Source organism: Ruegeria sp. BF7 (assembly GCF_056538605.1).
The window spans coordinates 23,003-49,413 of sequence record NZ_JBQFTM010000014.1 but is presented as its reverse complement, the minus strand read 5'-3'; the positions used below and the strand labels follow the sequence as shown (position 1 = coordinate 49,413).

Genomic DNA, 26,411 nt, shown 5'->3' with positions numbered 1-26,411 from the left:
ACGGTCTGAATAGGCAATGCGGATGCAGAAAGCAAGCCCGGATTTGGGAAATCAGCTTTGATTGCGCAGCCATTCCATGACAGCGGGTCGCACCGACTGCTCTCCGCGGTGGCGCGCGTCAGCGATGATTTTGCGCAGCGACTGCAAATCGGCCCGCAGCAGAAGGCTCTTGACCGGACCAATCGAGGCGGGGCGCATCGACAGCGACCGAATGCCCATCGCCGCCAGACACAGCGCCTCGACCGGGCGGCCCGCATCCTCGCCACAGAAGGACAGCGGCGTGTCCGAGATGTTGCAGCGCTCCACGATCCGCTCGATGAAAGAGAGAAAGCTGACATTAAGCGTATCATAGCGGCGACGCACCAGTTCGTTCTCGCGGTCGGCGGCAAAGAAGAACTGCTTCAGATCGTTTCCACCGATAGAGACGAAATCAACTTCGTCAAAGAACTTCTGCGGCGCAAAGGCAAGCGATGGCGTTTCCAGCATCGCGCCGACCTCGATTGTCTCGGGCAGGACGTGGCCAAGGCGCTTTTCCCGCTCGATGGTCTTGTTGACCTCCCACTTCGCCTCGCGGAATTCATCGGCCTGCGCCACAAACGGGAACATTATTGTCAGCGGCCGGCCGTTGGCGGCGCGCAACAGGGCCTGCAACTGCATCCGCATCACGCCGCGCTTGTCCAGTCCGACGCGAATCGCGCGCCAGCCCAGCGCCGGGTTCGGCTCGGCCACGTGTTTCATGTAGGGCAGAACCTTGTCCGAGCCGATATCCAGTGTTCGGAACACAACGCGTTTGTCCCCTGCCGCATCCAGAACACGCTGGTATTGCGCTACCAACTCCGACCGTTTCGGCATCTGGTTTCGGATCAGAAACTGCAATTCGGTCCGGAACAACCCCACACCCTCGGCACCCGAGTTGTTCAAGGATGGCAGATCGGCCATCAGGCCCGCATTCATCACCAGATTGATCCGCTCGCCGTCCCGCGTCACGGTCGGGGTTTCGCGGATCGAGGCGTAACGTTCCTGCGCCTTGGCCTGCATCGCGATCTTGTCTCTGAAAGCGCTGACAACGGTGTCTTCGGGACGCAAATGCACGACACCATGATCACCATCAACCAGGATGTGGTCGCCGTTCAATGCCTCGGTGGTGATGCGGCCCACGTGAACAACCAGCGGAATCGCCAGTGCGCGGGCAACAATGGTGGCATGACTGCCGACCGAACCCTCCTCGAGCACGATACCTCTCAGCGAACGGCCATATTCCAACAGATCACCAGGGCCAATATTGCGGGCAACCAGGATCGGATCGGGCGGCAGGTCGGCCCCATCGGTCTTGCCCTGCCCGGTCAAAATCCGCAACAACCGGTTGGACAAGTCGTCCAGATCGGCCAACCGCTCGCGCAGATAAGGATCGGTGACCTGCCCCATACGGGCGCGGGCCTGAGATTGTTCCTTTTCAACCGCAGCTTCGGCACTGAGACCGCGGGCGATATCCTCTTCCATCCGACGCATCCAGCCCTTGGAGTTGGCAAACATGCGATAAGCTTCCAGAACCTGAAGCTGTTCTTTGTCAGCCCCCTGCGAGATTTCCAGCATCTTGTCGACGCCGACGCGCAATTCTTCCACCGCCTCGTTCAGGCGCTCAAGCTCACGATGCGGGTCTTCGGCGATGGGGTTGGTTACCACCACGCGCGGTTCGTGCAGCCATACATGTCCCTCTGCCGAGCCCTCTTGCGCCGGGCCACCGTTCAGTTGCACCGATTGCTGGTGCAACGGCGACAGGGCAGCGCCCTCGCCCACGAAAGCGCCCAGCTCGGCCATTTCGGCGAGAACCATAGCGACCACTTCCAGCGCATAAACCTCATCCGCCGAAAGCTCGCGCGCCTCGCGGGACTGAACCACCAGCACACCCAGCTTTTCGCCCAGGCGCTGAATGGGCACGCCAAGGAAGGACGAAAACCGCTCTTCGCCGGTTTCGGGCATATAACGGAAGCCCTTGGCCGAAGGTGCATCCGCCGTGTTCATCACTTTGCCGGATTGCGCAACGCGGCCCACCAGCCCTTCGCCCATACGCATGCGGGTCTTGTGGACCGCCTCTGGTGACAGGCCTTCGGTAGCGCACAACTCGAGCGTATCTTCGTCGCGGAACAGGTAGATCGAACACACCTCGGCCCGAATGCTGTCCGCAATCAGGCTGGTGATCCGGTCAAGACGTTCCTGACCGGCGGCTTCGCTCGCCATCTCTTCGCGCAGCCGCCCCAGCAGCTTGCGGGATTCTGTTTCGGTGCCGTCCGCCATGGCCCAACCAAATTAGTGCGTTAGGCGTGATCCTTGGCTGAAATGCTCAGGCCGCCTTGTCCAGTTCAAAGGCATCATGCAGTGCCTGAACCGCAAGTTCCATGTATTTCCGATCCACCAGGACGGAAATTTTAATCTCAGAGGTTGTAATGACCTTGATGTTGATCCCCTCATCCGAGAGGACTTTAAACATTTTGGCCGCAACACCGGACTGAGAGCGCATGCCAATACCTACGACCGAGACCTTGCAAACGTCTTCGTCGGCAACCAGTTCAGCGTAGTTTAGCTCGCCTTTTTCCTTGATGCCCAGCAGCGCTTTTTCGGCGCGCGCCACTTGGTCGGTGGGGCAGGAAAAGGTCATATCGGTGCGACCCTCGTCCGAGATGTTCTGGACGATCATGTCAACATTCACACCCTCATCGCTAAGCGCGGTAAAGATGGTCGAGGCGATACCGGGGCGGTCCGCCACCGAAACGACTGTCATCTTGGCTTCGTCCCGGGAATAGGCCACACCGGCCACAACATTGGATTCCATGATATCCTCCTCGTCGACAACCAGCGTACCGGCCTCGTCGGATTGTTCTTCAAAACTTGAGAGAACGCGCAGTTTTACCTTATACCGCATCGCCAGCTCGACCGAGCGGGTTTGCAGTACCTTGGCCCCCAGCGAGGCCAGTTCGAGCATCTCTTCGAACGCGATCTTATCCAGCTTGCGCGCTTTTTCACAGATACGTGGGTCAGTCGTATAAACCCCGTCCACATCCGTATAAATGTCGCAGCGTTCAGCACCGAACGCTGCGGCGAATGCCACAGCAGTGGTGTCCGACCCACCCCGGCCCAGCGTGGTAATGCGGCCTTCGGGACTGATACCCTGGAACCCGGCGACAACGGCAACTTTCATGCCTTCGTCGAATTTCTGGCCGATGTTCTCGGTCGGAATTTCCTCGATCCGAGCCTGGCTGTGGGCACTGGTGGTTTTCAGAGGCACCTGCCAGCCTTGCCAACTGCGGGCCGGTATGTCCATTTCCTGCAGGGTCAAGGCCATCAGACCGGCGGTCACGTTCTCACCCGAAGAAACCACGGCATCATATTCACGCGCGTCATACAGCGGTGAAGTCTCATCAACCCAGCCGACCAGTTCGTTGGTCTTGCCAGACATGGCCGAAACAATGACGATCACGTCATAGCCCTTGGCCACCTCGACACCGATGCGTTTGGCCGCGCGGCGGATGCGGTCAAGGTTGGCAACCGATGTGCCACCGAATTTCATAACGAGTACGGGCATGAGGGTGGTCTCTCCGCGCCTTGGAATTCAGATCCCGTGCGTCTTATGCGAGGGGGCCCGTAAGGGCAAGGGCTCAAAAACTGCATCGAATGCGGTATCGGGTCGCTTTACATCCGACTGCTGCAGTGTCAGCCTTGGGCGACGCATTTTCCATGAGGTTTTCCATGCTCCGCCTTGTCATCGCAACCGTCCTGCTGTCCTCTCCCGCCATTGCGCAGGTATCCACACTGGCCGCGACCGATGGCAAGAATGCTTTGGGTACTGTTCCCTGCGCCGTGGGCGGCGCGGCACTAAGCGACTGCCACGCCGAATTGCGTCACCACGACGACGGCACCACCACTTTGGCCGTGGCACTGAGTGCCGGAGAGGTACGCAGCATCTACTTCACCGATGGCGTTCCGAGTTCCAGTAGTTCGCCCGCCAAGATCAGCCACGAAACCCGCGGTGATCTCACGGTGGTTTTCATTGACCCGGATGAGGTCTACGAAATCCCCACCGCCGCGCTGATCCGTCAATAAGCTTGGGGCCGTCCGTCCCAGGTTTCGAAACTGCCTGTGGTATTCAGTGACAACGCGTCGAACCGCTTGATCAAGCCCTCTGCGGCTTGGTCCGAAGTGATTTCGGCCGCAGATCCACCCATTTCCGTCTTCACCCAGCCAGGGTGATAGATGCCCACGGCGACGCCGTCCGCGCGCAGATCGGTGGCGAGATTCCGCCCCAAGTTCAATGCGGCGGCTTTCGAGGCACGGTAAATGTAGCTACCGCCCGGTGCCCGCGTGTGCGACGCCATTTGCGAGGACAGGATGGCAACCTTGCCGCGCGCGGCGCGAAGGTTGGGCAACAAGGCCTGAACGGTCAGGAAAACGCCGGTGACATTGGTGGCAAAACTTTGCGCCCACATCTCTGCCGGAAAGCCGTCGATGTCCTGCCCCTTGTCCAGATAAACCCCGGCATTGCAGATCAGCAGATCAACCGGCTGATCAGCCAGTTGCACCGCCATATCTGCGTGCTGCGCCGGGTCGGTAACATCCAGTAAAACTTGAGCGCTACCGTCCCGCGCGGTGCCGGTCAGCGTGTCTCCCCGCGCCCGATAGTGATCCGCCAGCGTTTTACCGATTCCACGACCGGCGCCAGTAATCACAACATGCATGATCTAGTTAGTCTTCCTGCTGGGCACAAATGGCAGTGGAGTTACCGGCACCCCATCATCAATCAGGGCCTGCGCTTCATCCGGCCTGGCCTCGCCATAGATTGCCCGTTCGGGGGCATCACCCAGATGAATCTTACGGGCTTCGCTAGCGAAATCCTTGCCGACATAGTCCGAGCTTTCCTCGACTTTGCGGCGCCATTCAGCCAGCACTTTTTCGACGTCAGGTGCAGGGGCTGCCACATCTATCGTATCGGCTCCTGGCATCGGCGCAAGAGGTCGCGCCTTGGCGTTGCGGGCCGGACGGACGCGTGGTGTCATGATGGCCTTTTCGACGTCACGACACCCGCACTCCGCGCATGTTACCATGCCCGCAGTTGCCAGTTTATCGTAAGCGGCGGCCGATTGAAACCAACTGTCAAATGTATGGCCGTTGCTGCATTTCAATGCGTATTGAATCATGGTCCGTCCAAATGTCGGTTGCCGAATAGATACCGAGGGACATGGCAAGATCAAGCCCTTCCAAAGGCAACTCAGTGCCTAACAGGCTCAAGCTTTCGTAACAATACTGCCAATTCGTGAGAATTTACCTTTTGAGCAGCCTTTTTCGAAGAAAACCACTTTCGATCCCGCTGCCTGCATTCAGGAAAACGCTGGGCCACCGACCGCACCAATAAGGGAAACACATCGACAGAACACAGCACTGGCCCCTTTTTCTTGCGCTGCTTCTGATAATGGAACCGCCCCAGCGCCTGCGTCTCGCACAGCCCGCGAATTCCGGCTTCTTCCCATGCTTCCTGGCTGGCTGTCTCGGACGGGCTCAGACCGTCAATCAGCCATCCTTTGGGAATGATCCAACGACGGGATTTTCGCGTCGTTATCAGCAAAACCTCGAGGCGCCCCTGCTCAATGCGATAGCATAACGCAGCCGATTGTTGCCGCACCGGCAAGTGCCGAGTCTTTCGCGAAACATATGGCGCAAGTCTGGCATCAGTCACGCTGTGCCGCCTTTCAACTGCAATTCTTGCCTGTCTTCCCGCAATTTTTTGCTTATTTAGCGGGCCCTCGGTAAAACAGGTACCATATAAAGCGTTTTTCTCCAAGCCCTCGGCTTTGGATCACATACGCGCTGCCAGCTTCCGCACCAGATCATCATGCGGGATATCGGCGTCAATCGCCAAGCGCCGCAGACCAAAATGAACGCGGGCGATCTGTTGGTAATAGCGCGTATAGACATAGTTGGTGCTGCCCCCGGCGATCGCCCCAAGAACGGGCACGGATTGCGCCGCCAGTTTTTGCCCCAACACGACGGACAAACGCGGGGCAACCGTCGCGACCAGCTTTTGCATGGCCGGGCCGGTCAACGTCAATCGGACGGAAAAGAAACCGAGATCGGCACCATCGTCATTGGACAAAGGCCCTGCCGCCGACAGCACGCGCACACAGTCGAATTTCACACCTTCTTCGGATGGATCAAACCCCTCGCGCGCCGCGGCGCCCTGAATCGCGCGCAACAGCATCGCGGTGGTCGCAGGCAATTCCATCAAAGCAGTAGACACACCGCCCAAACCACCCGCCGCGCCCATTGCTGTAGTCACTGCGGTATTGACCCAGGGACGCTGATCGGGAACAGCACGGCGCGAGCCTTCCGCCACGTGCATCGCCAGCCAAAGAGCCTGTTCCGTCGCACCCGTTAGACCCTGCCGGATAGGTTCCGGCAATTGTTCCAGCAGAGATTCAGCCGACCCGCCCAGACTGTTCAACAGCTTGACGCCCGGACCGCCAGCAGACCTGTAATACCCGGCCAAACGGTCAAGTTCCGCTTCTGCATCCAGCTTTTCGACAAGAACCACGTCCTGCATTAACACCCTCCTGCCCTTTAGACATCGGGTTTTATGGACTGCGTTTCAATAGGTCAGCGACTCCACCGGGTCACCGGGCCGCGTACACCCTTCCAAACTCCTGGCAGCAACTCCAACCCCAGAACACGGTCCGGGTTGGTGGGCGGCGGCATCTCTATCCCGTTGAGACGGCAGAACCCGAATCGGGCGTAATAGGGCGCATCACCGACCAACATGACGCGATCCCAGCCCAACGCCCGACCGGCCTCAATACCTTCGTGGATCAAAAATCCGCCCAAGCCTTCGCCCTGATGGGTAGGGTGCACAGCCACCGGCCCCAGCAGCAGCGCATCGTGATCGCCCACATGCACTGGCCAGAATCGGATGGCCCCGGCCAGAATGCCTTGCCCGTCCCGCGCCACCAATGACATTCCTGTCACAGGTGGCACATCATCGCGCAGACGATACGAGGACAGCGCCTCGCGCCCCGGCGCAAAGCACAGGTCATAAAGGGCTTCGACCTCCCACCAATCATCCGGCTCTTCCGGCCTGATCTCGAACTGCTGCACCCCGGCCCTCTTTTACTTGCTGGCTTTCGCCCTAGCACTTCGGTACGCCTTGGGCAAACGCTTGGAGATCAGATGTTCTACCGCCCCGAAGACGGCCACGGACTGCCGCACAATCCGTTCAACGCCGTCATTACCCCCCGCCCGATCGGCTGGATTTCCACCCGCGGTCCGGATGGGATCAACAATCTGGCGCCCTATTCCTTTTTCAACGGCGTCGCCTACACGCCACCGCAAGTGATGTTCGCATCAACGGGAACCAAGCACGATCAGGACGGCGGTAAAGACAGTGTATCGAATATCGAGGCAACCGGCGTGTTCTGCGTGAACGTGGTTGCCCACGCGCATCGGGATGCGATGAATGCCAGCTCCGCAGGCTTGCCCAAACATCACGACGAATTCGAACATGCCGGTCTGACAGCGGTTGAATGCCAAACTATCCCTTGCGCCCGGGTCGAGGGCGCTCCGGCGGCATTGGAATGCAAGCTGACGCAGATCGTCACTCTACCGGGAGAGTCAAACCGGGTCGTGTTCGGCGAGGTCACCGGCGTTCACCTGCGTGACGATTGCCTGAAAGACGGTATTTTTGATGTGACGGCCTTCAACCCACTCGCGCGGCTTGGATATCGGGACTATTCGGTGGTCACCGAGCTGTTTTCTCTCAGCCGCCCAGACGATTGACACCGGCTTAGGGGCGTTGCTCACAGCCGCCTACCCCGAGGGGTTTGAGGCCAGTCAGATGAAAAAGGGCACCCTGTTTTCATCTGACTGAAAATAACCAGGAGCCCGAGCCAGAGCCCCGCAAAAATCAGTGCCCACCAAGAATGCCGGTGCGAACCGAGTAATCCACCGCCAGCTCGTAATCTGGGTCATCATCGCTATCGACCATCAGGTGACCGGCTTTGTTGAGCAGCTTGTGGCAGTCACGGCTGAGGTGGCGCAGCATGACGCGTTTGCCTGCGGCCTCGTATTTGGCGGCGATGTTCTCGATCGCCTGCAGCGCAGACTGGTCGACAACGCGGCTTTCGGCAAAGTCCACGATCACCGTTTCCGGATCGTTCGGCACATCGAACAACTCGACAAACCCATCGGACGAACCAAAGAACAGTGGGCCTTGGATCTCATAGACCTTAGCCCCCTTTTCGGTCGAAGACTCGCGGGTAACGGCGTGAATGCGCTTTGCATTGTTCCACGCGTAGGCCAGCGCCGAGACGATGACACCAACGACGACGGCAACCGCAAGGTCCTCCATCACGGTGACAACGGTCACCAGCACGATCACGAACGCATCGGTCAGAGGCACTTTGCGCAGGATCTTGAACGAGTTCCAGGCAAAGGTTCCGATCACCACCATGAACATCACCCCGACCAGCGCGGCCAGCGGGATCTGCTCGATCAGAGGCGCGGTAAACAGGATGAACACCAGCAGGAACAGCGCTGCCGCGATGCCCGCGATGCGGGTGCGGCCGCCGGATTTTACGTTGATCATCGACTGACCGATCATGGCACAACCACCCATACCACCGAAGAACCCAGTGGCCACGTTGGCGACACCCTGCGCGATGCATTCCTGCGAGGCCCCTCCCCGCTTGCCGGTGATTTCACCCACAAGGTTCAACGTCAGTAGCGATTCAATCAAGCCGATGGCTGCCAGAATGACCGCGTAAGGTAGGATAATTTCAAAGGTTTCCCAATTCAGCGGCACCATCGGAATGTGGAATGCGGGCAGCCCACCCTCAATCGAAGCAAGATCGCCGACGCGTGGCACATCCAGCCCAAAGCCGATCACAAGCGCGGCGACAACCAGAATACCCGCCAGCGGTGCAGGAACGATGCGCGTGATACGCGGCATGACCCAGATCACCGCCATGGTCAGCGCCACCAGCCCCAGCATCGTGTATAGCTGCAGACCCGAGAGCCATTCGCCCCCACCAACGCCGTGGCCGGTGTTTTCCATGCTACCCGGCACCTTGAATTGGCCCAGCTGCGCAAAGAAGATCACGATGGCCAGGCCGTTCACAAAGCCCAGCATTACCGGATGCGGCACCAGACGGATGAACCGCCCCCAATGCATGGCCCCAGCAATCACCTGCAGGATGCCCATCAGCACTACGGTTGCGAACAGATATTCAACCCCATGTTCAGCGACCAGCGCCACCATGACCACGGCCAGCGCCCCGGTCGCGCCCGAGATCATGCCCGGACGACCGCCGATCAGCGCCGTGATCAGACCGACCATGAAGGCCGCATACAAACCAACCAACGGATGCACCCCGGCAACAAAGGCAAAGGCCACTGCTTCGGGCACCAGCGCCAACGCCACAGTCAGACCGGACAGCAGTTCGATCCGCAGACGCGAAGCAGTCAGCCCCTCGTCCGGTACCCAACGCAAGTCGGGTTTGACAATACGATTGGCAAAGCTTGCCAGCATGGCTCGGGGCATGGGACAGTCCTGTTGGTATTTTTGTTCGCGCGAAAGGGGCCTTTTAGCGGTCAAACCCCGCCTGAGATACCGCGTCAGGCGGGACCCTGATATGCGCCAGGCGCATACCTGACAAGCGCCTGACACAAACCGTTGAAGCCACTTGCCAAATCCTTTGCCGCCCCGCAGAAATTCCTCAACGGATTTTTTATGCGGAGAGCAGCCATGACCCAGACCAAAATCGCCATCATCGGTGGATCAGGCATTTATGAGATCGATGGGCTGGAGAATGCGGAATGGGTTACCGTTGAAACCCCATGGGGCGATCCGTCGGATCAGATTCTGACCGGATCGCTGAACGGCGTGGGCATGGCCTTCCTGCCCCGCCACGGACGCGGGCATGTGCATTCGCCGACCGAAGTCCCCTATCGCGCCAATATCGACTCGCTGAAGCGGCTGGGGGTGACGGATGTGATCTCGGTTTCTGCCTGCGGGTCGTTTCGCGAGCATATGGCACCAGGGGATTTCGTGATCGTGGATCAGTTCATCGACCGAACCTTTGCCCGCGAGAAAAGCTTCTTCGGCACCGGATGCGTCGCCCATGTCAGCGTTGCCCACCCCACTTGCCCGCGCCTGTCCGATGCCTGTGAAACGGCTGGCAAGGCTGCGGGTATCACCATTCACCGCGGCGGCACCTATCTGGCGATGGAAGGGCCACAGTTCTCGTCACTGGCGGAATCGAAAATGTATCGTGAACATTGGGGTTGCGATGTGATCGGCATGACCAACATGCCCGAAGCCAAACTCGCCCGCGAGGCCGAGCTTTGTTATGCCTCGATCGCCATGGTCACCGATTACGACAGTTGGCATCCGGATCATGGAGAGGTCGACGTGACCGCCATCATCGCCACCCTGACCGGCAATGCCGAAAAAGGCCGGGCGTTGGTGAAAGGCCTACCCGACCTGCTGGGCACCGAGCGGGTGCCCTGCCCGCACGGGTGTGACCGGGCATTGGAGTACGCCATCCTGACTGCGCCGGAAAAACGCGATCCGGCGCTGCTGGCCAAGCTGGATGCGGTTGCTGGTCGCATCCTCTAGCCAGGTTGTTGCCCCAACGCGCTTTGCACCTCGGCCCACAGCCCATGCGACCAGAGGTCGTTATGAGTTCCGCCGGGGATAACATGAAGTTGGGCAGTATCCCCAGACATCGCCGCCAGAGCTTTACCGTGGTGCAGCGGGATGGTTTCGTCCTCGGTCCCGTGAAATATCAGTGTTGGCACGGTGATTCTGTCGATCAAGTCACGGGTGGCGAACTGATCTTTCATCAGGGCCGAGACCGGTAGAAACGGATACCGCTCGGTCGCCACATCCACAGTAGCAGTGAACGGTGCCTCAAGCACCAGCAGCTGCGCATTTGGGCGCTCTTGGGCCACCGCAGCCGCTATGCCGGTGCCGAGGCTCTGGCCATGCAGGACAATGTCTGCGCCCTCTACCTCCAAACGGTCAAACAGCTGAATCCCGTCTGAGACCAGCGCCAGTTCCGAAGGCTCACCTTCGCTGCCTGGAAATCCGCGATAGCTGGGCGCAAGCAAGCCATAACCGCTGTTGAGAATTTCACGCATACGGTCAGCCCGGTCGCCCAGATTACCGCTTTGACCATGAAAGAACAGAACCGTCGGCGCGCCCTCAATCGCTGGCGGTGCGGACCATGTGGTCAGTACTACACCGTCGGACATGGGGACTTTGATTACGTCCACATCTGCCAGCCCAACAGCCTTGGGGTCGGGCAATTCTCCGGAAGGCTTGTACAGCAGCGCGTTTTGATTTGCGTACATGTACCCGACGATCCCGGCATAGAAAACACCAGCGATTAGGACCAAAAGGGTAAGCACACGTTTCACCCGCATGGTCTTCGACCGGGACATGTCTTCGAACACTTTCGAGTAGTCAGGGGACGTCTGCGTCACGTTTGCCTCCAATCCTGAGTTCATCCAAGTTTGGAGTGTCGGACGCGTGTTTCAAGAAAGATGTACGAGCCTTAACAGAATCTTTATTCGGCGCAGGCCGGGCGCCATGCCCGGGACAGACGAAACAAAAACTTGTCCACGCTTGTGAACTGTTCGTCCGAAACAGGTATCGGAACGATCCACGAAAGGCTTGACCTTGGCGCCGCTCCGAGGCTTGGTGAGTTCGACACTTGAACAGGAACCCCCATGTCTCTTGACCTTTGGCTGGCTTTTGTGGCCGCATCGACCGCTTTGCTTCTGATCCCAGGGCCGACCGTCCTGCTGGTGCTCAGCTATGCTCTTTCGAAAGGGCGCAGTGTTGCCGTGGCCTCGGCCACAGGGGTCGCGGTAGGGGATCTGGTGGCCATGACAGCGTCACTGCTGGGGTTGGGGGCCCTGGTGCTGGCCTCAGCCACCCTGTTTTCCGTGCTGAAATGGGTGGGTGCGGCCTATCTGGTGTGGCTGGGCATCAAATTGCTGCGCAGCGCGCCCGCGGGCGGGCTGCAGACAGTGGAAATCGGGCGCGATGTCACCGCCCGCAGCGTTTTTGGCCACGCCGGCGCCGTCACCGCGCTGAACCCGAAATCCATCGCATTCTTCATTGCGTTCGTGCCGCAATTCCTGCGCCCGGCAGAACCCTTGGGCCCGCAATTCGCAATCCTGATCGCAACATTCGTCAGCCTCGCCTGGCTAAACGCGCTGGCATACGCACTGCTGGCCGACAGGCTGCGTCGGATGATCGGACAGGCTGGCGTCATCACTGCGATGACCCGGTTCGGCGGTTTGACTCTGATCGGAATGGGGGTAGCAACCGCCGTCTTGCGTCGCCCGGCCTGAGGATCAATCCTCGGCGTGTTCCTTCATGAAACCACGGATGAACCGCCGGATTTCCCGTGCGGCTGAGGTATCCAGTTCCTTGCAAAGTTCGACAAATGCGTCGCGTTCATCCTTGTCCAATCGCAAGACCAACTGACTGTTTTTCTTGGTAGAACCTCTACCGTCCTTCTTTCCCACGCGTCTTGCCCCTGTTCAACCCTTGATTCTATAAGCGATGCATTGTATATACATGGCATAGAAATTGTAGTTATCGAGCACCTAACAATAAAATGGGGAATATGGCAATGAACCTTCATGCTGCTCAGGCATTTCTTTTGCGAGACCAGCGCAACTGGCGCAAACCGCACCTGTCGTGGCTGCCTGCCGCGCTTTACCGGTACAAAAGCTTGCCGAACTCTGTTTTGCATCGCCGCAAGTAAGGCGGCGGCAATCTTTCCTTGCAAGGCTGACCCCAATGGGCCAAACACGCCCGCGTGTTTTGACGCCAGAGGGGTTGGCCATGTCCAGAAACAAGTCGGTCAAAGATTACATCCGAACCATCGTTGATTTCCCGCACGAAGGGATCATGTTTCGGGACGTTACCACCCTGTTTGCCGACCCGCGCGGATTCCGCATGGCGATTGACCAGATGCTGCACCCCTATGCTGGCGAGCAGATCGACAAGGTTGTCGGACTTGAGGCCCGCGGCTTCATCCTCGGTGGCGCAATTGCCCACCAGTTGAGCGTCGGCTTTGTCCCGATCCGCAAAAAGGGCAAGTTGCCCGGCACAACCATCAGCCAAGACTATAAACTGGAATATGGTGAGGCCATCGTCGAGATTCACGACGACGCTATTCAACCGGGCGAGAAAATCCTTGTCGTCGATGATCTGCTGGCAACCGGAGGTACAGCCGCCGCCGGGATCAAGTTGATCGAACGCTTGGGCGGTGAGATCGTCTCATGCTCCTTCATTATCGACCTGCCGGAACTGGGCGGCCGCAAGGTGCTGGAAGACATGGGCATGGACGTGCATATTTTGTGCGAATTCGAAGGGCTGTAGGCACTTTGCGGTCACAAATTTGTGAGTGGATGTCCGAGGCTAAGCGGGCTTAGCGCGGTTTAGCCCAATATCAACCCGATCCCAAAGACACATTCAGTGATCTTGTTGTGAGGGGAACCCGTACCCCTGTTGATGCCGCTTGAGGCATTTCAACAAGGGATTTGTATCATGTTTCGCAAACTCGCTTACGCCGGTGTGGCCAGCCTGCTCGTCGGCACACCCGCTTTCGCTGATGTTCACTCCAAGGATATCGTCGACACCGCCGTCGGTGCCGGCAGCTTTGAAACCCTCGTCGCTGCTGTTCAGGCCGCCGATCTGGTGGACACGCTGAAGGGTGAAGGCCCGTTCACCGTGTTCGCCCCCACGGATGACGCTTTCGCGGCCCTGCCCGAAGGCACTGTGGAAACGCTCCTTATGCCCGAGAACAAGGATCAGCTGGTCGCGGTTCTGACCTATCACGTGGTGCCCGGCAAAGTGATGTCGGGCGATCTGTCCGACGATATGACCGCAGCCACGGTTCAGGGCGGGGACATCACGATCGATCTGGACAACGGTGTGAAGGTGAATGACGCTAACGTCGTTCAGGCCGATATCGAGACCTCGAATGGCGTGATACACGTCATCGACAAGGTCATCCTGCCGGGCTCGTAAATGCTTCGGCGCGGTCCGACACGGCCAAGGGCCGCGCCTTCACCTTAGAACCGCGCCTGGGTTCATGATCCCCAAAGGGTCCAGCGCCGTTTTGATGGTGCGCATGGCAGCCAACTTTGTCGCGTCCCCGTATGTCTCCAAATCACCGGCTTTGAGCCGTCCGACCCCGTGCTCGGCACTGACGGACCCGTCGAACGCGTTAACCAGATCATGCACGGCGTGCTTTACAGCCTGCCTTTGCCCATCGAATTCTGACCGGTCATGGCCCAGCGGCGGAAAAATGTTGTAGTGCAGATTGCCGTCCCCCATATGCCCAAAGCAATTGATGCGGAATGGGCCAAGCCCTGCCACCACTTCGGCACCACGACCAATAAACTCGGGAATCCGCGAGATCGGGATTGAGATATCGTGGCTCGACACCGACCCGATCAAACGGTTCGCCTCGGGGATGCGTTCGCGCACGGCCCAGAGGTCCATACGCTGCGCCTCGCTCTGCGCGATGACCGCATCACCAACCAATCCAGCCTTGTCCGCCGCGGCGTAAAGCGTTTCCAGCGCCTCCGACGGTGCGTGCCCGGCAAACAGCCCTATTTCGATCAGCACGCACCATTCCGGCTGGGTCACAAAGGGTTGCCGCACATCCGGCAGCACCTCGGTCAGGAATTGCAGCCCCTGCCGGTGGATCAGCTCAAACGTGCTGACCGCATCACCCAACTGGTCCCGCGCCAGCGCCAGCAACTCGATCGCGGACTCAGGCGACGTGATCTGTAGCATCGCGGTTCCCACCGCTTCGGGCCGAGGAAACAGATGCAGAGAGGCCGCCGTGATGATCCCCAGCGTCCCCTCGGACCCGATCAACAGGTTGCGCAGATCATACCCAGTGTTGTCCTTGCGCAAGCGGCTTAGCCCGTGCCAGATCTCACCGTTGGGCAAAACCACCTCCAACCCCAGACACAGATTGCGCGCATTGCCATAGCGCAGAACGTTCACCCCGCCCGCATTGGTGGCGAGGTTCCCACCGATCCGGCATGATCCCTGCGCCGCCAGCGCCAGGGGGAACAGCCGGTCGGCGTCCTCAGCTGCGGCCTGAACATCGGCCAGAATGGCACCCGCCTCGGCGATCAGAATGTTCTCGGTCGGGTACACCGCCCGGATCGCCGTCATCCGCTCCAGCGAGATCAACAGCGGCGCAGGCCCCTCGGGCATGACCTGCCCGCCCACCAGCCCGGTGCCACCGCCATAGGGTACAACCGGAACCCGCGCTTCCGAGGCCAGTCGGACCAATGCAGACACGTCCTCAACTGTTCGCGGCAGGGCAAGCAGCCCCGCCTGCCCGGCAAACCGGCGACGCGGTTCCTCCAAGTAACGTTCGGTGACAGGGCGCAGGATATCGCCGCCCAGATCGGCCCGGATCAGTTTGGCAAGGGTCTCATCGGCAGGATTCAGTATCATACCCATTCCTTGCCCAAGCAGCCTTACCCCCACAAGCCCTATTCCAATTCAATCAGATAGCGCGGCTCCAGCACCACTACGGTGGGTCGGTCCGGAAGCGTCTTCAGCGATACGGTCAGTTCCGAGACACCATTACGCTCGACCGGGAAGTCATTGCGGATATCAACCAGAAACCGGTCCAGCGAAAAGCCGGAAAACCAGTGCATCGGGATAATGACCGAGCTTTTCAGCCGCCTCAAAACCGAGATCATTTCGGGCAGAGGCATGGTCGTGCCGCCATCCACTGCGGCCATCACCACATCCAACCGCCCCAAGGCAGCAAACTGTTCGTCCGACGGCACATGATGCAGATGCCCTAGGTGACCGATACACAGCCCTTCGATCTCAAACACAAAGATCGAATTGCCACGCTCTTCGACCCCGCCATAGGGGGACCGGATATCGGTCGAGACATTGCGCACCAGCATCTCACCCAGATCAAGGTGATGCTCGATCCCCTGCCCGAAATCTCCCCAGCCGGGCAGTACATGCGGAATGGCCGGATCGGGATGCGCGGTCCAATGGGTGCTGTGCGCGTGGTTCATGGTGACCACATCCGGGATCAGATCAGCGCTGCCGATAAAGCCGGTGAAATCGGTCACCGCGTTCAACCTGCCGCGCGTCTGGATCAGAAACGAGGCGTGTGCGATATAGCTGATCCGAACTGAATACTCGGGTATCGGGTCCTGCCACGCGGCCTTGTGAACATACTCGATTCCAGGCGCAGCATCCGCGATGGCTATACAATGGCTCGGTCGCCGCTCTTGCGCCGCAGCCCCGCCCGAAATCACCATCAATGCCGCAACAATCCAGCGCATGAGGGAAGTGTAGCGCAGCGCGCAGTTAAGTCACCCCTGCAAATGGTGGGTCAGCGAAAACACGGGGCTGGTCATAGCGGCAGTCTTAGATGACGACGCACTTGCGCAGCGCGTATGGGCGAGAAACCTTCGCTACGCGTAAGGCTTGTACCAACGGATCACTCACAAAAAAAGCGCGGTGCAACCGCGTGTCCATCCAAAGACCCAGTCCTTCCTAAGCGTTCGACGAGACAGCGATATCCTTGTCCTGCACGCCATAGGCTCCCAGACGTCATGGTTCGCGCTAGGCTAATCTATGCGTGGTGGCTGATCCGTAAGAACGGCCGTCTTCTGCGCACCAAAGTTCAAACAGAAGTACTCGCCTTCAACGGGCTTGGTACGGTCATGTTGAAGCAGTTTCGCTGGATAGAGCTTTCCCTCACCCAGATCGAATTGACGCAAAACAGCGGCACAGTAAGAAGAAACCGCCCAAAAACCTCCAACCATGAATAGGTGGGGTTGCTTCCCTTCCTTTTTGTCTTTGCATTTTGCATGTAATTCTTTTGGGAAAATTTCGTCTGGCTGAACTTCTCCAAGCTTATTCCGGGTCATCGCCTCGATAGCGCGTTTACTGTCACTCAGGACTAGGTCAGCTTCAAACCCTTTGATTTTTGAAACGCTCATCATTGCATGGCTGATCCAGACCATCGGCTTCCTTGCCCGCGCCACGCCCTACCCTGCGTCAGTCTTTCCGCGCCGGTCCGATCGCAGGCTGGCGTACAAGACATGCGTCCGCCAGCGCCCGTTGATCTGCAGATAAGACTGCGCCACGCCCTCGTATTTGAAGCCCGAGCTTTCCAGCAACCCGCGGGACGGCTTGTTTTCCGGCAGACAGGCAGCCTCGATCCGGCTCAGGTCCAGACGGGTAAAGGCGTGGTGCACCACGGCCCCGATCGCCTCGCGCATATACCCGTTGCGGGCGAAGGCCTCACCGGTCCAATACCCCAGCGTCCCTGCCTGTGCCGGACCGCGACGCACATTGTCCAAGGTGATTGCGCCCAGCAGCACATCGTCAGATCGGCGGAACAGGAACAAAGGGATCGCGGTGCCGCTGGAAACCGACCTCTGCGCCCAATAGACCCGATTGGTAAAGGATTTCCGGCTCAGGTGATCCTTGGCCCAGACCGGCTCCCACGGGGTCAGGAATTCCTTGGACGCACGCCGCAGCGCCGCCCAGTCATTGAAGTCGGAATGCACGGGCGGGCGCAGGCTCAGGCGCTCGGTTTCGAGTTTCAGCTTGCGTCTGCCCAACAGCATCACGCCGCGCGCCTCTCCTGCAATTCAGCCAAGGTGGGTGCACCGGAAACCGGACCATAAAGGGCCAGCGCTGCCGGGGCCTTTACGGCCATGTCTTCGGCAAAGGCACGCACGTCCTCGGTGCTGACCGCATCGATCTTGGCGACGGTATCCTCAAGCGAGGGTACTCGGCCCCAGATCTGCACCAACCGCGCCAGACGTTCCGCCCGGTTCGACGGGCTTTCCAGCCCCATCAGCATTCCAGCCTTCATCTGGGCACGCGCACGAGCAACCTCTTCGGGGCTCATGTCCTCGGCGGCGCGCTTCATCTCGTCGATAGTGATTGTCGCCAGTTCCGCTACCTGATCGGCGGAGGTCCCTGCATAGATCGTCGTCGTCCCGGTATCCGCATAGGCCCCGGTTTGCGCGAAGATCGTGTAGCAGAGCCCGCGGGTTTCCCGCACTTCCTGAAACAGGCGCGAGGACATACCCCCGCCCAATGCAGTCGAGTAAATCTGTGCCGTATAGATCGCATCGTCGCGATAGCCCGGGCTTTCCAACGCCAGCGCGAAATGCGCCTGTTCCAGCTCTTTCTCCTGCCGCGCTTCGCCACCTGTGAACTGTGCTGCTTCGGGGATAAGGCCCCTGCTCGGCTGTAGATAGCCAAACATCTCTTCAGCCATTTTCATCAGTTGGTCATGATCCACGGCGCCAGCAGCCGACAGGATCATCTGCTCGGGGCCGTAATGCTCGGCCACGAATCCCGACAGGTCCTCGCGCGAGAAAGCACTCACCCGCTCGGTCGGGCCAAGAATGGTGCGGCCCAACGGCTGATCGTGATAGCTCTGCTCTTGCAACCAGTCAAAGATCACGTCATCGGGCGTGTCATAAGCCTGGCCGATTTCCTGTAAGATCACGCCGCGCTCGACCTCGATCTCGCGCGGATCAAAGATCGGGTTCAGAACGATGTCGCCGATCACATCCATCGCCAGCGCCACATCGTCTTTCAGAACCCGCGCGTAATAGGCCGTCACCTCGCGCGAGGTATAGGCGTTGATGTACCCGCCCACATCCTCGATCGCTTCGGCGATTTGCAGCGCAGAACGCCGCTCGGTGCCCTTGAACGCCATATGCTCAAGGAAATGCGCAATCCCGTTCTGCTCGATCCGCTCATGCCGCCCGCCGGCGGTCACCCAAATGCCGATGGCCGCAGATTGCAGCCCCGGCATGTTTTCACTGACGATACGAAACCCGTTCTTCAGTTGGTCTTGTCTGACTGTCACTCAGCGATGTGCCTTCTGATATGATCCTCAAGGGCACCCAGATCGTTGGCAATGCGGGTCACCCGTTCCGGACGTTCATACAGATCAGACATGCGAGAGGGAAGAGGCGGATGTTCGCCGCTTGCCTTCTCGACCGCCGCCGGGAATTTCGCCGGGTGTGCGGTGGCCAATGTGATCATGGGAACCGCCACCGCGCGCTGTTCTTCGGCAACCTTGATACCCACGGCGGTGTGCGGGCAGACCAGCTCGGCACTATGATCCAGCGTGTGCTTGATGGTCTCCAAAGTTTCATCCTCGGACACACGGCCCGAGTCAAAGCTCTCGCGCAGGGCTTCCATTGCACCCTGGCTGACGTTGAAACCTCCGGTCTTGAGTTCATCCATCAGCTGCGCCACGGCGCCGCCATCCTCGCCATAGGCATAATACAGCGCACGCTCAAAGTTCGAGCTGACCTGAATATCCATCGACGGGCTGATCGAAGGGATGGTGTCGCCCTTGAAATACCCCTCGCCCGACAGGCAGCGATGCAGGATATCGTTCTGGTTGGTCGCCACCACCAGACGGTCGATGGGCAGCCCCATGCGTTTGGCCAGATAGCCCGCAAAGATGTCGCCGAAATTGCCGGTGGGAACGGTGAAGCTCACCTTGCGGTGCGGCGCGCCGAGGCTGACAGCAGCCGAAAAGTAATAGACGATCTGCGCCAGAACCCGCGCAAAATTGATCGAGTTCACCCCGGCCAGTTTCACTCCATCGCGGAAGTCGAAATCGTTGAACATGTCTTTCAGCGCGGCCTGACAATCGTCGAAATCGCCATCCACGGCCAACGCGTGCACATTGCTGTCCGCAGGCGTCGTCATCTGGCGGCGCTGTACTTCGGACACGCGGCCATGCGGGAACAGGATGAACACGTCCACCGCGTCCAGCCCCCGGAACGCCTCAATCGCCGCCGAGCCAGTGTCACCGCTGGTCGCGCCAACGATGGTCACACGTTCACCGCGGCGCTTCAGGGCCACCTGAAACAGCTGGCCGATCAGCTGCATCGCAAAATCTTTGAACGCCAGCGTCGGCCCGTGGAACAATTCCAGCAGGAAGTGATTTTCGCTCAGTTGCTTCAGCGGCGCGCGCGCGTCGTGACCAAACCCTTCGTAGGCGCGGGCAATGATGGCCTTGAACTCATCCTCGGCGAACGAACCGCTGACAAAGGGCCACATCACGCGGAACGCGATTTCCTCGTAGGGCAGACCGGCCAGCGCCGCGATCTCGTCCTGCGACATCACCGGGATCTCGGCAGGCAGGTACAGGCCGCCGTCACGGGCCAGCCCGGTCAGCATCGCCTCTTCAAAGGTCAGTTCAGGCGCTTGGCCACGGGTCGAGATGTATTTCATTGCTCTTCACTTTCAGAAGGGGCGCGACTGCGCCACAGGAAATAGCCGGTCATCGCGGCCCAGACCAGAGCCAGACCAAACCATGTGATTGCGTATTGCAGATGATCGTTGGGAATGCCCGCCGTATCCACCGGCAGAGGCGTAACACCCGGGTCCGTTTCCGATCGGGCGATCAACAGTACAGGCTCGGCCCCCAGGGCCGCAGCCAGATTGGGCACGTCCCGGGCAAACCAAATGTTGTCGTCAATGTCTGGTTCGGGCGTGTAACCGTCGATCTCGTCCGGCCAGTGCAGATTGCCAGTAACCTCCATCGGCCCGGTTAAGCGATCAGCCTGCTTGGCAGTCGTCTGCACAAAACCCCGGTCCACAAGAATGGTCCTGGCTTCCGTGCTGAAGGATTGAATGATCCGATACCCCGCCCCAACCTGCTTGACCGAAACAAGAACATGGATTTCTCCCGGCTCCATTTCTCCGGCCACCGTCACCGGCAAATATCTGTCTCGCTCTGGCGAGATATCCCGTGGCAAGCCCACAGGCTTCGCCTCAATCCTGGCCTCGATGTCCGACAGCACTTCCTGTTTCCACGCCAACCTCTGCACTTGCCAGATGCCCAGCCAGAGCAACACACCCAAGCCGGCAAGACCGAAAATCATCAAAAAGAGAATGCGGCGCATCTATAGACCATGTTGCAAATCCGGAACCGGCGTCTTGTTAAGGGGCACGCGGACCGAATTGCAACCACGCAATTGTATGGGGCGCAATCTTGCTACCTAATTGAGAAAAAGCCGCCCCAAAGGGCGGCTTTTGCAATTGAACAGCCCAACCGGCGTTACATCAGTGGCGCTTGACCCCAGATGTAGACGGCGAAGAACAGGAACAGCCACACAACATCAACGAAGTGCCAGTACCAGGCCGCGGCCTCGAACCCGACGTGCTTTTCGGGGGTAAAGTCACCACGCAGAGCCCGGATCAGACAAACCGAAAGGAAGATGGTGCCGATGATCACATGCGCACCGTGGAAACCAGTGGCCATGAAGAAGTTCGAATAGAACTGATCGCCACCGAATTTCCAACCTTCATGGGCCAGCAGTTCATAATATTCAAAGCCCTGCAGGAAGGTAAATGCGATGCCCAGAGCGATACCGATGGCCAGACCCTGCACCAGCGCCCTGCGATCATTGCCATGGACCAGAGCATGGTGCGCCCAGGTAATGGCACACCCCGACAGCAGCAGAACCAGAGTGTTGATCAGCGGCAGGTGGAACGGATCAACCGCGTGGATATCCGGCTGTATGTACTCAGTTCCTGCATAATCGTACATCGGGTACATGCGATGTTTGAAGAACGACCAGAACCAGGCGAAAAAGAACATCACCTCGGACATCACGAACAGGATGAAACCATAGCGCAAGCCGATACGAACAACCGGTGTGTGATCGCCCGCGCGGCTTTCGGCCACCACTTCGGACCACCATGCAAACATGGTGTAGAGAACTGCCACCAGACCGGCCCAGAACATGAACGAAGTGATGCCGTGCATCCAGAGGACAGCTCCGAACAGCATCACAAAGCCGCCGACCGCGCCAAATAGCGGCCAGATCGACGGGGTCAGAATGTGATAATCATGGTTTTTAGCGTGTGCCATCAGCGTCCCTCACCTACAGGCGTTAGTTCGTGTTTGTATCTGCCTGCGTTTCAAGGGCGGCGTAGCCCTCGGGCAGGTCTATTTCATAAAATGTATACGACAGAGTGATCGTATGCACATACTTGGCTTCAAGATCCTCGACCATTTCAGGTTCGACGAAGAAAGTTACCGGCATCTGAACCCGTTCACCGGGCTTCAGCACCTGCTCTTCAAAGCAGAAACAGGCGATTTTCTGAAAATACCCACCGGCCGAATAAGGCGCGACGTTATAGGACGCCTGCCCTGCAATCGGTCGGTCGGTCGGGTTATAGGCCTCATAGAAGGCCAACCCGGTCTCACCGATGCGCACTTCCATCTCGCGCTCGACGGGCTTGAACTCCCAAGCCATGTCCTTGGCCTTCGAGGCGTCAAAGCGGACGGTCACGGTGCGGTCCAGAATATCCTCGGGCGCCTGTGCGGAAACGCCGGTGGTGCCACCAAAACCGGTGACGCGGCAGAACCAGTCGTAGAACGGGACAGCGGCCCAGGCCAGGCTGCCCATCAAGACAACCACACCCACCGTCTGCGCCACCGTTTTCTGTGGACCGGTCAATGCCATCAGTTCTGCACCTCCTGCGCCGGCACACCCAGGCTTGTGCCTGAGACTTTGACGATGGTCAGGCCGAAGATGATCACGATGAAGGCCGCCAATGTCAGGCCAACCCCCAGATTTCGGCTAAAGCGGCGTTCATGCAGTTCGTGGCCTTTGCGCAGGCTCATGACCATCCTCCCAAGCCATAGGGTTTCAACAGCGCTTCGGCCAGAATCGCACCGAAGTGCAGGAACAGGTAGAGCAGTGACAGCTTGAAGAAAGCGCGCTCGACCCTGAAATTGTCCTCCTCTGCGTCGTCCTCGGTCCGACGCGAGATCTGCCACGCACCGCGCAGGAACAGAGCGTTCATCACCACCGCAACAGTCAGATAGATCGGGCCGCCAATGCCCGAAAATGCGGTGCCAACTGCCAGCGCGGCCAACAACGCAGTATAGACCAGAATATGCCAGCGTGTCGCGCGGCGACCGTGGGTTACGGTCAGCATCGGCACGCCCGCATCGTCATAGTCCGAACGCATGAACAGCGCCAGCGCCCAGAAATGCGGCGGCGTCCACATGAAGGTCAGCGCGAACATCAACCACGGTTCCAGCGTCATCGACCCGGTGGCGGCCACCCAGCCGATCACCGGCGGGAATGCCCCGGCTGCGCCGCCGATCACGATGTTCTGAGGCGTCGAGCGCTTCAGCCACATAGTATAGACGACCACGTAGAAAAAGATGGTGAAAGCCAGAAAGGCACCGGCGAACCAATTTGTCGCCAGCCCCAGCATGATCACGGACAGGCCGGAAAGCGCCAGTCCAAGCGCCAGAGCTTCACCCTCATCGACCTTACCGGACGGGATCGGGCGACGTTTCGTGCGTTTCATCACCTTGTCGATATCCGCATCCCACCACATGTTCAGCGCGCCGGACGCGCCACCACCGATGGCGATGAACAGGATGGCACAAAAGCCCACAAACGGATGTACCTGTACCGGCGCAGCCAGCAGACCGACCAGAGCGGTAAACACAACCAGAGACATCACGCGCGGTTTCAACAGGGCGAAATAGTCGCCAAAACTGGCCTCGTCCGCGCGCGCCGTGGCGGTCACAGTGCTGGCATTGATGCTTGCGTCGCTCATGTCCGGTCCTTCTGGGGGCCAAAGCCGCGCGATCCCCGCGCAGCCTGCGAGTGTTTACCTAAGCCTTGGCAGGCTCAGTTCGAGGCAACCTGATAGGCAGCAGGCTGGCCTGCATACTCTTCCAGAGCGCCTTGCAGCCATTGCTCATACGCCTCTTCGCTGACCACTTTGACCGTGATCGGCATATAGGCGTGGTCTTTGCCGCACAGTTCCGAGCACTGGCCGAAATAGACACCTTCCTTGTCGGCCTGGAACCACAGTTCCGCCAGACGACCCGGTACACCGTCCTGCTTTACGCCGAAGGACGGGATGGTCCACGAGTGGATCACGTCGGAGGCGGTGACCTGCATCACGATGACCTTGCCGACCGGTACGACAACGGCGGTGTCGGTGGCCAGCAGCCATTCGTCATCGCTGTAACCGGCATCGGCCAGCTTGGCGCGCATGGCGTCATCCAGAACAAACGGAGTAACATCCGCATCACCCGGGCGCGAACCTTCGTCCAGCGTGGCCGGGTGGCCCAGCAGGTAGCTGTCGAATGCAAAATCGTGATCGACATACTCGTAGGTCCAGTACCACTGGTTGCCCACCACCTTGATCACAACATCGCCCTCGGGAATTTCCTGCTGCTTGAACAGAACCGGCAACGAGAAGGCGCCGATAAAGACCAGAATCAAGATCGGGCCCAACGTCCAGGCGATTTCAACCGGGGTATAGTGCGAGAAGCGCGCCGGTGTCGGGTTCGCACGCTGGTTGTAACGCACGATGCAATAGACCAGCAGCGCAGCCACGAACAGGCAGATCGCGGTGATGATCACCAGAATCATGCTGTCCAGCCGCTGAATCCCGTCGGCAAGACTGGTGGCCGCGGGCTGGAAACCCAAGCCGCCGTCAACCGGTTTGCCAATAATCTCAAGCTCCTGAGCCATGGCGGGAAGGCTGGAGAGGGCTGTCATGAACCCCGAAAGCATCAAAGCATTCTTCATTTTCTGTCCTGATCGTTTGATCTTTGCGTCCCTGGCGAAAAGGTGTGAATCGGTCGCACCTCTCCCGTTGTCTTTGGCGAAGTTAAAAACCATATTCCTGATGCTAGATAAAGCAAAATGCTTGCGTCAAACAGACGCTATTTTTGATCTGGATCAAACCCGAAAGGTACCAAGTGATGCCCAACGACCCGTTTCGCCCCTTTGAAAGCGCTCTTCCGCAGGACGAAGCGCTCGCGGTTTTGCAGTCTGCTACTGCCGGGGCGGAAGACGGAGAACTGTTCGTAGAACGGCGAAAGTCCGAATCTCTGGTCTTTGATGACGGGCGTTTGAAGACCGCATCCTATGACGCATCCGAAGGGTTCGGCCTGCGCGCCGTTCAAGGTGAGGTTGCAGGATATGCCCATTCTACCGACGTCTCTATTCCCGCGCTGAAACGGGCAGCAGAAACCGCCCGCCTGGCTGTGGGCGACGGTGGCGGTACATTGGCAGAAGCACCGCGCCCTACAAATACGCGACTTTATACGGACGAAGACCCGATCGAATCCGCCAGCTTCCCGGTCAAGATCGAAACCCTGCGCGAGATAGATGCCTACACCCGCGACCTTGACCCGCGCGTCGTACAGGTCAGCGCCACCATTGCCGCCGCCGTGCAAGAGGTCGAAATCCTGCGCCCAGATGGTGTTCTGGTGCGCGATGTGCGTCCGATGACCCGCCTGAATATCTCGGTCATAGTTGAACAGAACGGCCGCCGCGAAAGTGGCTCGGCAGGTGGTGGAGGTCGCGTGGGTCTGGACGGGCTGATTGATCCCTCTGATTGGCAGGACAAAGCCCGCGAGGCGCTGCGGATCGCGCTGGTCAATCTGGACGCCGTCCCTGCCCCGGCCGGTGTGATGGAGGTCGCCCTTGGCCCCGGCTGGCCCGGCATCCTGCTGCACGAGGCCATCGGGCATGGGCTGGAAGGCGATTTCAACCGCAAAGGAAGTTCAGCCTTTGCCGGACTAATGGGCCAGCAGATTGCATCCAAAGGCGTGACAGTCGTCGATGACGGCACCATCGCGAACCGGCGCGGCTCGATTACGGTGGATGACGAAGGCACGCCAAGTTCGCGGACCGTGCTGATCGAGGACGGCATTCTGACCGGCTATATGCAGGACAGGCAGAACGCCCGATTGATGGGGGTTACACCTACCGGCAACGGGCGGCGACAGAGCTATGCGCACAATCCCATGCCGCGCATGACCAATACGGTGATGCTGGGCGGGAACGACGATCCTGCCTCTTTGGTTGCAGGTATTAAAGACGGCATCTGGGCCGTGGGTTTTGGCGGCGGTCAGGTGGATATTACCAACGGCAAGTTCGTGTTTTCCTGCACCGAAGCCTACCGTGTCGAAAACGGTAAAATCGGCGCGCCGGTCAAAGGCGCTACACTGATCGGCGACGGGCCATCCGCACTGAACCGCATCCGCGGCTTGGGCAACGACATGGCACTGGATCCGGGCATGGGAACCTGTGGCAAGGACGGTCAATGGGTGCCGGTAGGTGTCGGTCAGCCTACAGTTCTGCTGGATGGTCTGACGGTCGGCGGATCAGCAGCCTGACAGAGAATCGCCCCAGCGATGGTTAACGCCTAGCCATTGGAAGTTTGGTTTTTTCGCGCCTGCTTGATTCACACCTCAAGTGGGCGCCATTATTTTGCGCTTTAAAATCAGGTTATTACAAAGTTTCGC

General features: G+C 59.1%; 29 protein-coding genes. 7 read left to right on the top strand and 22 right to left on the bottom strand.

Annotation, left to right across the window (positions count from 1 at the left end; translation table 11 throughout):
- Nucleotides 1–51 precede the first annotated feature (51 nt).
- Complete coding sequence (gene ptsP / locus ACR0IK_RS20205; RefSeq protein ID WP_480593889.1) at nucleotides 52–2,295, bottom strand: phosphoenolpyruvate--protein phosphotransferase; 2,244 nt, start codon at nucleotides 2,293–2,295, stop codon at nucleotides 52–54.
- 46 nt (nucleotides 2,296–2,341) lie between these two features.
- Nucleotides 2,342–3,580, bottom strand: a complete 1,239-nt coding sequence (locus ACR0IK_RS20200; RefSeq protein WP_480593890.1) for an aspartate kinase — start codon at nucleotides 3,578–3,580, stop codon at nucleotides 2,342–2,344.
- Nucleotides 3,581–3,744: 164 nt separating this feature from the next.
- Between ACR0IK_RS20200 and ACR0IK_RS20195 the strand changes: the two genes are divergently transcribed.
- Entirely contained in the window at nucleotides 3,745–4,098 is a 354-nt protein-coding gene (locus tag ACR0IK_RS20195; RefSeq protein ID WP_480642957.1) for a hypothetical protein, read from the top strand.
- Here the strand turns inward: ACR0IK_RS20195 and ACR0IK_RS20190 are convergent.
- From ACR0IK_RS20190 to ACR0IK_RS20170, 5 genes are all read right to left on the bottom strand, one after another.
- Nucleotides 4,092–4,730 carry an SDR family NAD(P)-dependent oxidoreductase gene (locus tag ACR0IK_RS20190; RefSeq protein ID WP_480642956.1) on the bottom strand — a complete coding sequence of 213 codons (639 nt, stop codon included), beginning with the start codon at nucleotides 4,728–4,730 and terminating at the stop codon, nucleotides 4,092–4,094. The genes ACR0IK_RS20195 and ACR0IK_RS20190 overlap by 7 nt on opposite strands.
- Before the next feature lie 3 nt (nucleotides 4,731–4,733).
- Nucleotides 4,734–5,189 carry a DUF1178 family protein gene (locus ACR0IK_RS20185; protein ID WP_480593893.1) on the bottom strand — a complete coding sequence of 152 codons (456 nt, stop codon included), beginning with the start codon at nucleotides 5,187–5,189 and terminating at the stop codon, nucleotides 4,734–4,736.
- A gap of 71 nt (nucleotides 5,190–5,260) precedes the next feature.
- Nucleotides 5,261–5,830 carry an NUDIX hydrolase gene (locus ACR0IK_RS20180; protein ID WP_480642955.1) on the bottom strand — a complete coding sequence of 190 codons (570 nt, stop codon included), beginning with the start codon at nucleotides 5,828–5,830 and terminating at the stop codon, nucleotides 5,261–5,263.
- 15 nt (nucleotides 5,831–5,845) lie between these two features.
- On the bottom strand, nucleotides 5,846–6,589 hold the full coding sequence (locus ACR0IK_RS20175) for an EcsC family protein (RefSeq protein WP_480593895.1): 744 nt from the start codon (nucleotides 6,587–6,589) through the stop codon (nucleotides 5,846–5,848).
- A 53-nt stretch (nucleotides 6,590–6,642) separates the two neighbouring features.
- Nucleotides 6,643–7,137: a GNAT family N-acetyltransferase gene (locus ACR0IK_RS20170; RefSeq protein WP_480593896.1), complete on the bottom strand. Its 495-nt coding sequence runs from the start codon at nucleotides 7,135–7,137 to the stop codon at nucleotides 6,643–6,645.
- Between the two features lie 72 nt (nucleotides 7,138–7,209).
- On the opposite strand from ACR0IK_RS20170, the gene ACR0IK_RS20165 reads away from it, so the two are divergent.
- Nucleotides 7,210–7,815 carry a flavin reductase family protein gene (locus ACR0IK_RS20165; RefSeq protein WP_480642953.1) on the top strand — a complete coding sequence of 202 codons (606 nt, stop codon included), beginning with the start codon at nucleotides 7,210–7,212 and terminating at the stop codon, nucleotides 7,813–7,815.
- Nucleotides 7,816–7,942: 127 nt separating this feature from the next.
- On the opposite strand, the gene ACR0IK_RS20160 is transcribed toward ACR0IK_RS20165, so the two are convergent.
- Nucleotides 7,943–9,577 (bottom strand): SulP family inorganic anion transporter, encoded by a 1,635-nt coding sequence (locus ACR0IK_RS20160; protein WP_480642952.1) that lies wholly within the window; start codon nucleotides 9,575–9,577, stop codon nucleotides 7,943–7,945.
- Between the two features lie 204 nt (nucleotides 9,578–9,781).
- On the opposite strand from ACR0IK_RS20160, the gene ACR0IK_RS20155 reads away from it, so the two are divergent.
- Nucleotides 9,782–10,654, top strand: a complete 873-nt coding sequence (locus ACR0IK_RS20155) for an S-methyl-5'-thioadenosine phosphorylase (RefSeq protein WP_480642950.1) — start codon at nucleotides 9,782–9,784, stop codon at nucleotides 10,652–10,654.
- Here the strand turns inward: ACR0IK_RS20155 and ACR0IK_RS20150 are convergent.
- Nucleotides 10,651–11,523 carry an alpha/beta hydrolase gene (locus ACR0IK_RS20150; protein WP_480642949.1) on the bottom strand — a complete coding sequence of 291 codons (873 nt, stop codon included), beginning with the start codon at nucleotides 11,521–11,523 and terminating at the stop codon, nucleotides 10,651–10,653. The two genes, ACR0IK_RS20155 and ACR0IK_RS20150, sit on opposite strands and share 4 nt — an antisense overlap.
- 246 nt (nucleotides 11,524–11,769) lie before the next feature.
- On the opposite strand from ACR0IK_RS20150, the gene ACR0IK_RS20145 reads away from it, so the two are divergent.
- The gene (locus tag ACR0IK_RS20145) at nucleotides 11,770–12,399 is read left to right on the top strand and encodes a LysE family translocator (protein WP_480642948.1); all 630 of its coding nucleotides are present in this window, start codon (nucleotides 11,770–11,772) and stop codon (nucleotides 12,397–12,399) included.
- Nucleotides 12,400–12,402: 3 nt separating this feature from the next.
- Here the strand turns inward: ACR0IK_RS20145 and ACR0IK_RS20140 are convergent, their stop codons facing one another.
- Nucleotides 12,403–12,576, bottom strand: a complete 174-nt coding sequence (locus tag ACR0IK_RS20140; RefSeq protein WP_480593902.1) for a hypothetical protein — start codon at nucleotides 12,574–12,576, stop codon at nucleotides 12,403–12,405.
- 322 nt (nucleotides 12,577–12,898) lie between these two features.
- Between ACR0IK_RS20140 and ACR0IK_RS20135 the strand changes: the two genes are divergently transcribed.
- Together ACR0IK_RS20135 and ACR0IK_RS20130 are read left to right on the top strand one after the other, a co-directional pair.
- Nucleotides 12,899–13,438, top strand: a complete 540-nt coding sequence (locus ACR0IK_RS20135) for an adenine phosphoribosyltransferase (RefSeq protein ID WP_480593903.1) — start codon at nucleotides 12,899–12,901, stop codon at nucleotides 13,436–13,438.
- Nucleotides 13,439–13,606: 168 nt separating this feature from the next.
- A complete protein-coding gene (locus tag ACR0IK_RS20130; protein WP_480642946.1) occupies nucleotides 13,607–14,089 on the top strand; it encodes a fasciclin domain-containing protein in 483 nt (160 codons plus the stop codon).
- Between the two features lie 39 nt (nucleotides 14,090–14,128).
- Here ACR0IK_RS20130 and ACR0IK_RS20125 read toward each other — a convergent pair whose 3' ends face one another.
- From ACR0IK_RS20125 to coxB, 12 genes are all read right to left on the bottom strand, one after another.
- A complete protein-coding gene (locus tag ACR0IK_RS20125; protein ID WP_480642945.1) occupies nucleotides 14,129–15,541 on the bottom strand; it encodes an FAD-binding oxidoreductase in 1,413 nt (470 codons plus the stop codon).
- A 38-nt stretch (nucleotides 15,542–15,579) separates the two neighbouring features.
- Nucleotides 15,580–16,398: an MBL fold metallo-hydrolase gene (locus ACR0IK_RS20120; RefSeq protein WP_480642944.1), complete on the bottom strand. Its 819-nt coding sequence runs from the start codon at nucleotides 16,396–16,398 to the stop codon at nucleotides 15,580–15,582.
- A gap of 288 nt (nucleotides 16,399–16,686) precedes the next feature.
- Nucleotides 16,687–17,085, bottom strand: a complete 399-nt coding sequence (locus ACR0IK_RS20115) for a hypothetical protein (protein WP_480642943.1) — start codon at nucleotides 17,083–17,085, stop codon at nucleotides 16,687–16,689.
- Nucleotides 17,086–17,109: 24 nt separating this feature from the next.
- Nucleotides 17,110–17,694, bottom strand: coding sequence for a GNAT family N-acetyltransferase (locus ACR0IK_RS20110; protein WP_480593908.1), 585 nt, complete (start codon nucleotides 17,692–17,694; stop codon nucleotides 17,110–17,112).
- On the bottom strand, nucleotides 17,694–18,956 hold the full coding sequence (locus ACR0IK_RS20105; protein WP_480642940.1) for a M16 family metallopeptidase: 1,263 nt from the start codon (nucleotides 18,954–18,956) through the stop codon (nucleotides 17,694–17,696). The genes ACR0IK_RS20110 and ACR0IK_RS20105 overlap by 1 nt, the downstream gene beginning before the upstream one ends.
- Nucleotides 18,953–20,341, bottom strand: coding sequence for a threonine synthase (gene thrC, locus ACR0IK_RS20100; RefSeq protein WP_480642938.1), 1,389 nt, complete (start codon nucleotides 20,339–20,341; stop codon nucleotides 18,953–18,955). The genes ACR0IK_RS20105 and thrC overlap by 4 nt, the downstream gene beginning before the upstream one ends.
- Nucleotides 20,338–21,015, bottom strand: a complete 678-nt coding sequence (locus tag ACR0IK_RS20095; RefSeq protein ID WP_480593913.1) for an SURF1 family protein — start codon at nucleotides 21,013–21,015, stop codon at nucleotides 20,338–20,340. The genes thrC and ACR0IK_RS20095 overlap by 4 nt, the downstream gene beginning before the upstream one ends.
- Nucleotides 21,016–21,170: 155 nt before the next feature.
- On the bottom strand, nucleotides 21,171–21,986 hold the full coding sequence (locus ACR0IK_RS20090) for a cytochrome c oxidase subunit 3 (protein ID WP_480642936.1): 816 nt from the start codon (nucleotides 21,984–21,986) through the stop codon (nucleotides 21,171–21,173).
- 22 nt (nucleotides 21,987–22,008) lie between these two features.
- Entirely contained in the window at nucleotides 22,009–22,584 is a 576-nt protein-coding gene (locus ACR0IK_RS20085; RefSeq protein WP_480593916.1) for a cytochrome c oxidase assembly protein, read from the bottom strand.
- Nucleotides 22,584–22,745: a hypothetical protein gene (locus ACR0IK_RS20080; RefSeq protein ID WP_480593918.1), complete on the bottom strand. Its 162-nt coding sequence runs from the start codon at nucleotides 22,743–22,745 to the stop codon at nucleotides 22,584–22,586. Before ACR0IK_RS20080 ends, ACR0IK_RS20085 begins: the two co-directional genes overlap by 1 nt.
- Nucleotides 22,742–23,698 carry a heme o synthase gene (cyoE, locus tag ACR0IK_RS20075; RefSeq protein WP_480642934.1) on the bottom strand — a complete coding sequence of 319 codons (957 nt, stop codon included), beginning with the start codon at nucleotides 23,696–23,698 and terminating at the stop codon, nucleotides 22,742–22,744. The genes ACR0IK_RS20080 and cyoE overlap by 4 nt, the downstream gene beginning before the upstream one ends.
- Before the next feature lie 74 nt (nucleotides 23,699–23,772).
- On the bottom strand, nucleotides 23,773–24,684 hold the full coding sequence (coxB, locus tag ACR0IK_RS20070; protein ID WP_480642932.1) for a cytochrome c oxidase subunit II: 912 nt from the start codon (nucleotides 24,682–24,684) through the stop codon (nucleotides 23,773–23,775).
- A gap of 176 nt (nucleotides 24,685–24,860) precedes the next feature.
- Here coxB and tldD point away from each other — a divergent pair, with 176 nt between their 5' ends.
- Entirely contained in the window at nucleotides 24,861–26,282 is a 1,422-nt protein-coding gene (gene tldD, locus ACR0IK_RS20065) for a metalloprotease TldD (protein ID WP_480642931.1), read from the top strand.
- The last annotated feature ends 129 nt before the right edge of the window (nucleotides 26,283–26,411 follow it).

What these genes read in the sequence shown, in the direction of transcription:
- ptsP (WP_480593889.1), bottom strand. Translation starts at nt 2,295, where the DNA reads ATGGCGGACGGCACCGAAACAGAATCCCGCAAGCTGCTGGGGCGGCTG.
- ACR0IK_RS20200 (WP_480593890.1), bottom strand. Translation starts at nt 3,580, where the DNA reads ATGCCCGTACTCGTTATGAAATTCGGTGGCACATCGGTTGCCAACCTT.
- ACR0IK_RS20195 (WP_480642957.1), top strand. Translation starts at nt 3,745, where the DNA reads ATGCTCCGCCTTGTCATCGCAACCGTCCTGCTGTCCTCTCCCGCCATT.
- ACR0IK_RS20190 (WP_480642956.1), bottom strand. Translation starts at nt 4,730, where the DNA reads ATGCATGTTGTGATTACTGGCGCCGGTCGTGGAATCGGTAAAACGCTG.
- ACR0IK_RS20185 (WP_480593893.1), bottom strand. Translation starts at nt 5,189, where the DNA reads ATGATTCAATACGCATTGAAATGCAGCAACGGCCATACATTTGACAGT.
- ACR0IK_RS20175 (WP_480593895.1), bottom strand. Translation starts at nt 6,589, where the DNA reads ATGCAGGACGTGGTTCTTGTCGAAAAGCTGGATGCAGAAGCGGAACTT.
- ACR0IK_RS20165 (WP_480642953.1), top strand. Translation starts at nt 7,210, where the DNA reads ATGTTCTACCGCCCCGAAGACGGCCACGGACTGCCGCACAATCCGTTC.
- ACR0IK_RS20160 (WP_480642952.1), bottom strand. Translation starts at nt 9,577, where the DNA reads ATGCCCCGAGCCATGCTGGCAAGCTTTGCCAATCGTATTGTCAAACCC.
- ACR0IK_RS20155 (WP_480642950.1), top strand. Translation starts at nt 9,782, where the DNA reads ATGACCCAGACCAAAATCGCCATCATCGGTGGATCAGGCATTTATGAG.
- ACR0IK_RS20145 (WP_480642948.1), top strand. Translation starts at nt 11,770, where the DNA reads ATGTCTCTTGACCTTTGGCTGGCTTTTGTGGCCGCATCGACCGCTTTG.
- ACR0IK_RS20135 (WP_480593903.1), top strand. Translation starts at nt 12,899, where the DNA reads ATGTCCAGAAACAAGTCGGTCAAAGATTACATCCGAACCATCGTTGAT.
- ACR0IK_RS20130 (WP_480642946.1), top strand. Translation starts at nt 13,607, where the DNA reads ATGTTTCGCAAACTCGCTTACGCCGGTGTGGCCAGCCTGCTCGTCGGC.
- ACR0IK_RS20125 (WP_480642945.1), bottom strand. Translation starts at nt 15,541, where the DNA reads ATGATACTGAATCCTGCCGATGAGACCCTTGCCAAACTGATCCGGGCC.
- ACR0IK_RS20120 (WP_480642944.1), bottom strand. Translation starts at nt 16,398, where the DNA reads ATGCGCTGGATTGTTGCGGCATTGATGGTGATTTCGGGCGGGGCTGCG.
- ACR0IK_RS20115 (WP_480642943.1), bottom strand. Translation starts at nt 17,085, where the DNA reads ATGGTCTGGATCAGCCATGCAATGATGAGCGTTTCAAAAATCAAAGGG.
- ACR0IK_RS20110 (WP_480593908.1), bottom strand. Translation starts at nt 17,694, where the DNA reads ATGCTGTTGGGCAGACGCAAGCTGAAACTCGAAACCGAGCGCCTGAGC.
- thrC (WP_480642938.1), bottom strand. Translation starts at nt 20,341, where the DNA reads ATGAAATACATCTCGACCCGTGGCCAAGCGCCTGAACTGACCTTTGAA.
- ACR0IK_RS20095 (WP_480593913.1), bottom strand. Translation starts at nt 21,015, where the DNA reads ATGCGCCGCATTCTCTTTTTGATGATTTTCGGTCTTGCCGGCTTGGGT.
- ACR0IK_RS20090 (WP_480642936.1), bottom strand. Translation starts at nt 21,986, where the DNA reads ATGGCACACGCTAAAAACCATGATTATCACATTCTGACCCCGTCGATC.
- ACR0IK_RS20085 (WP_480593916.1), bottom strand. Translation starts at nt 22,584, where the DNA reads ATGGCATTGACCGGTCCACAGAAAACGGTGGCGCAGACGGTGGGTGTG.
- ACR0IK_RS20080 (WP_480593918.1), bottom strand. Translation starts at nt 22,745, where the DNA reads ATGAGCCTGCGCAAAGGCCACGAACTGCATGAACGCCGCTTTAGCCGA.
- cyoE (WP_480642934.1), bottom strand. Translation starts at nt 23,698, where the DNA reads ATGAGCGACGCAAGCATCAATGCCAGCACTGTGACCGCCACGGCGCGC.
- coxB (WP_480642932.1), bottom strand. Translation starts at nt 24,684, where the DNA reads ATGAAGAATGCTTTGATGCTTTCGGGGTTCATGACAGCCCTCTCCAGC.
- tldD (WP_480642931.1), top strand. Translation starts at nt 24,861, where the DNA reads ATGCCCAACGACCCGTTTCGCCCCTTTGAAAGCGCTCTTCCGCAGGAC.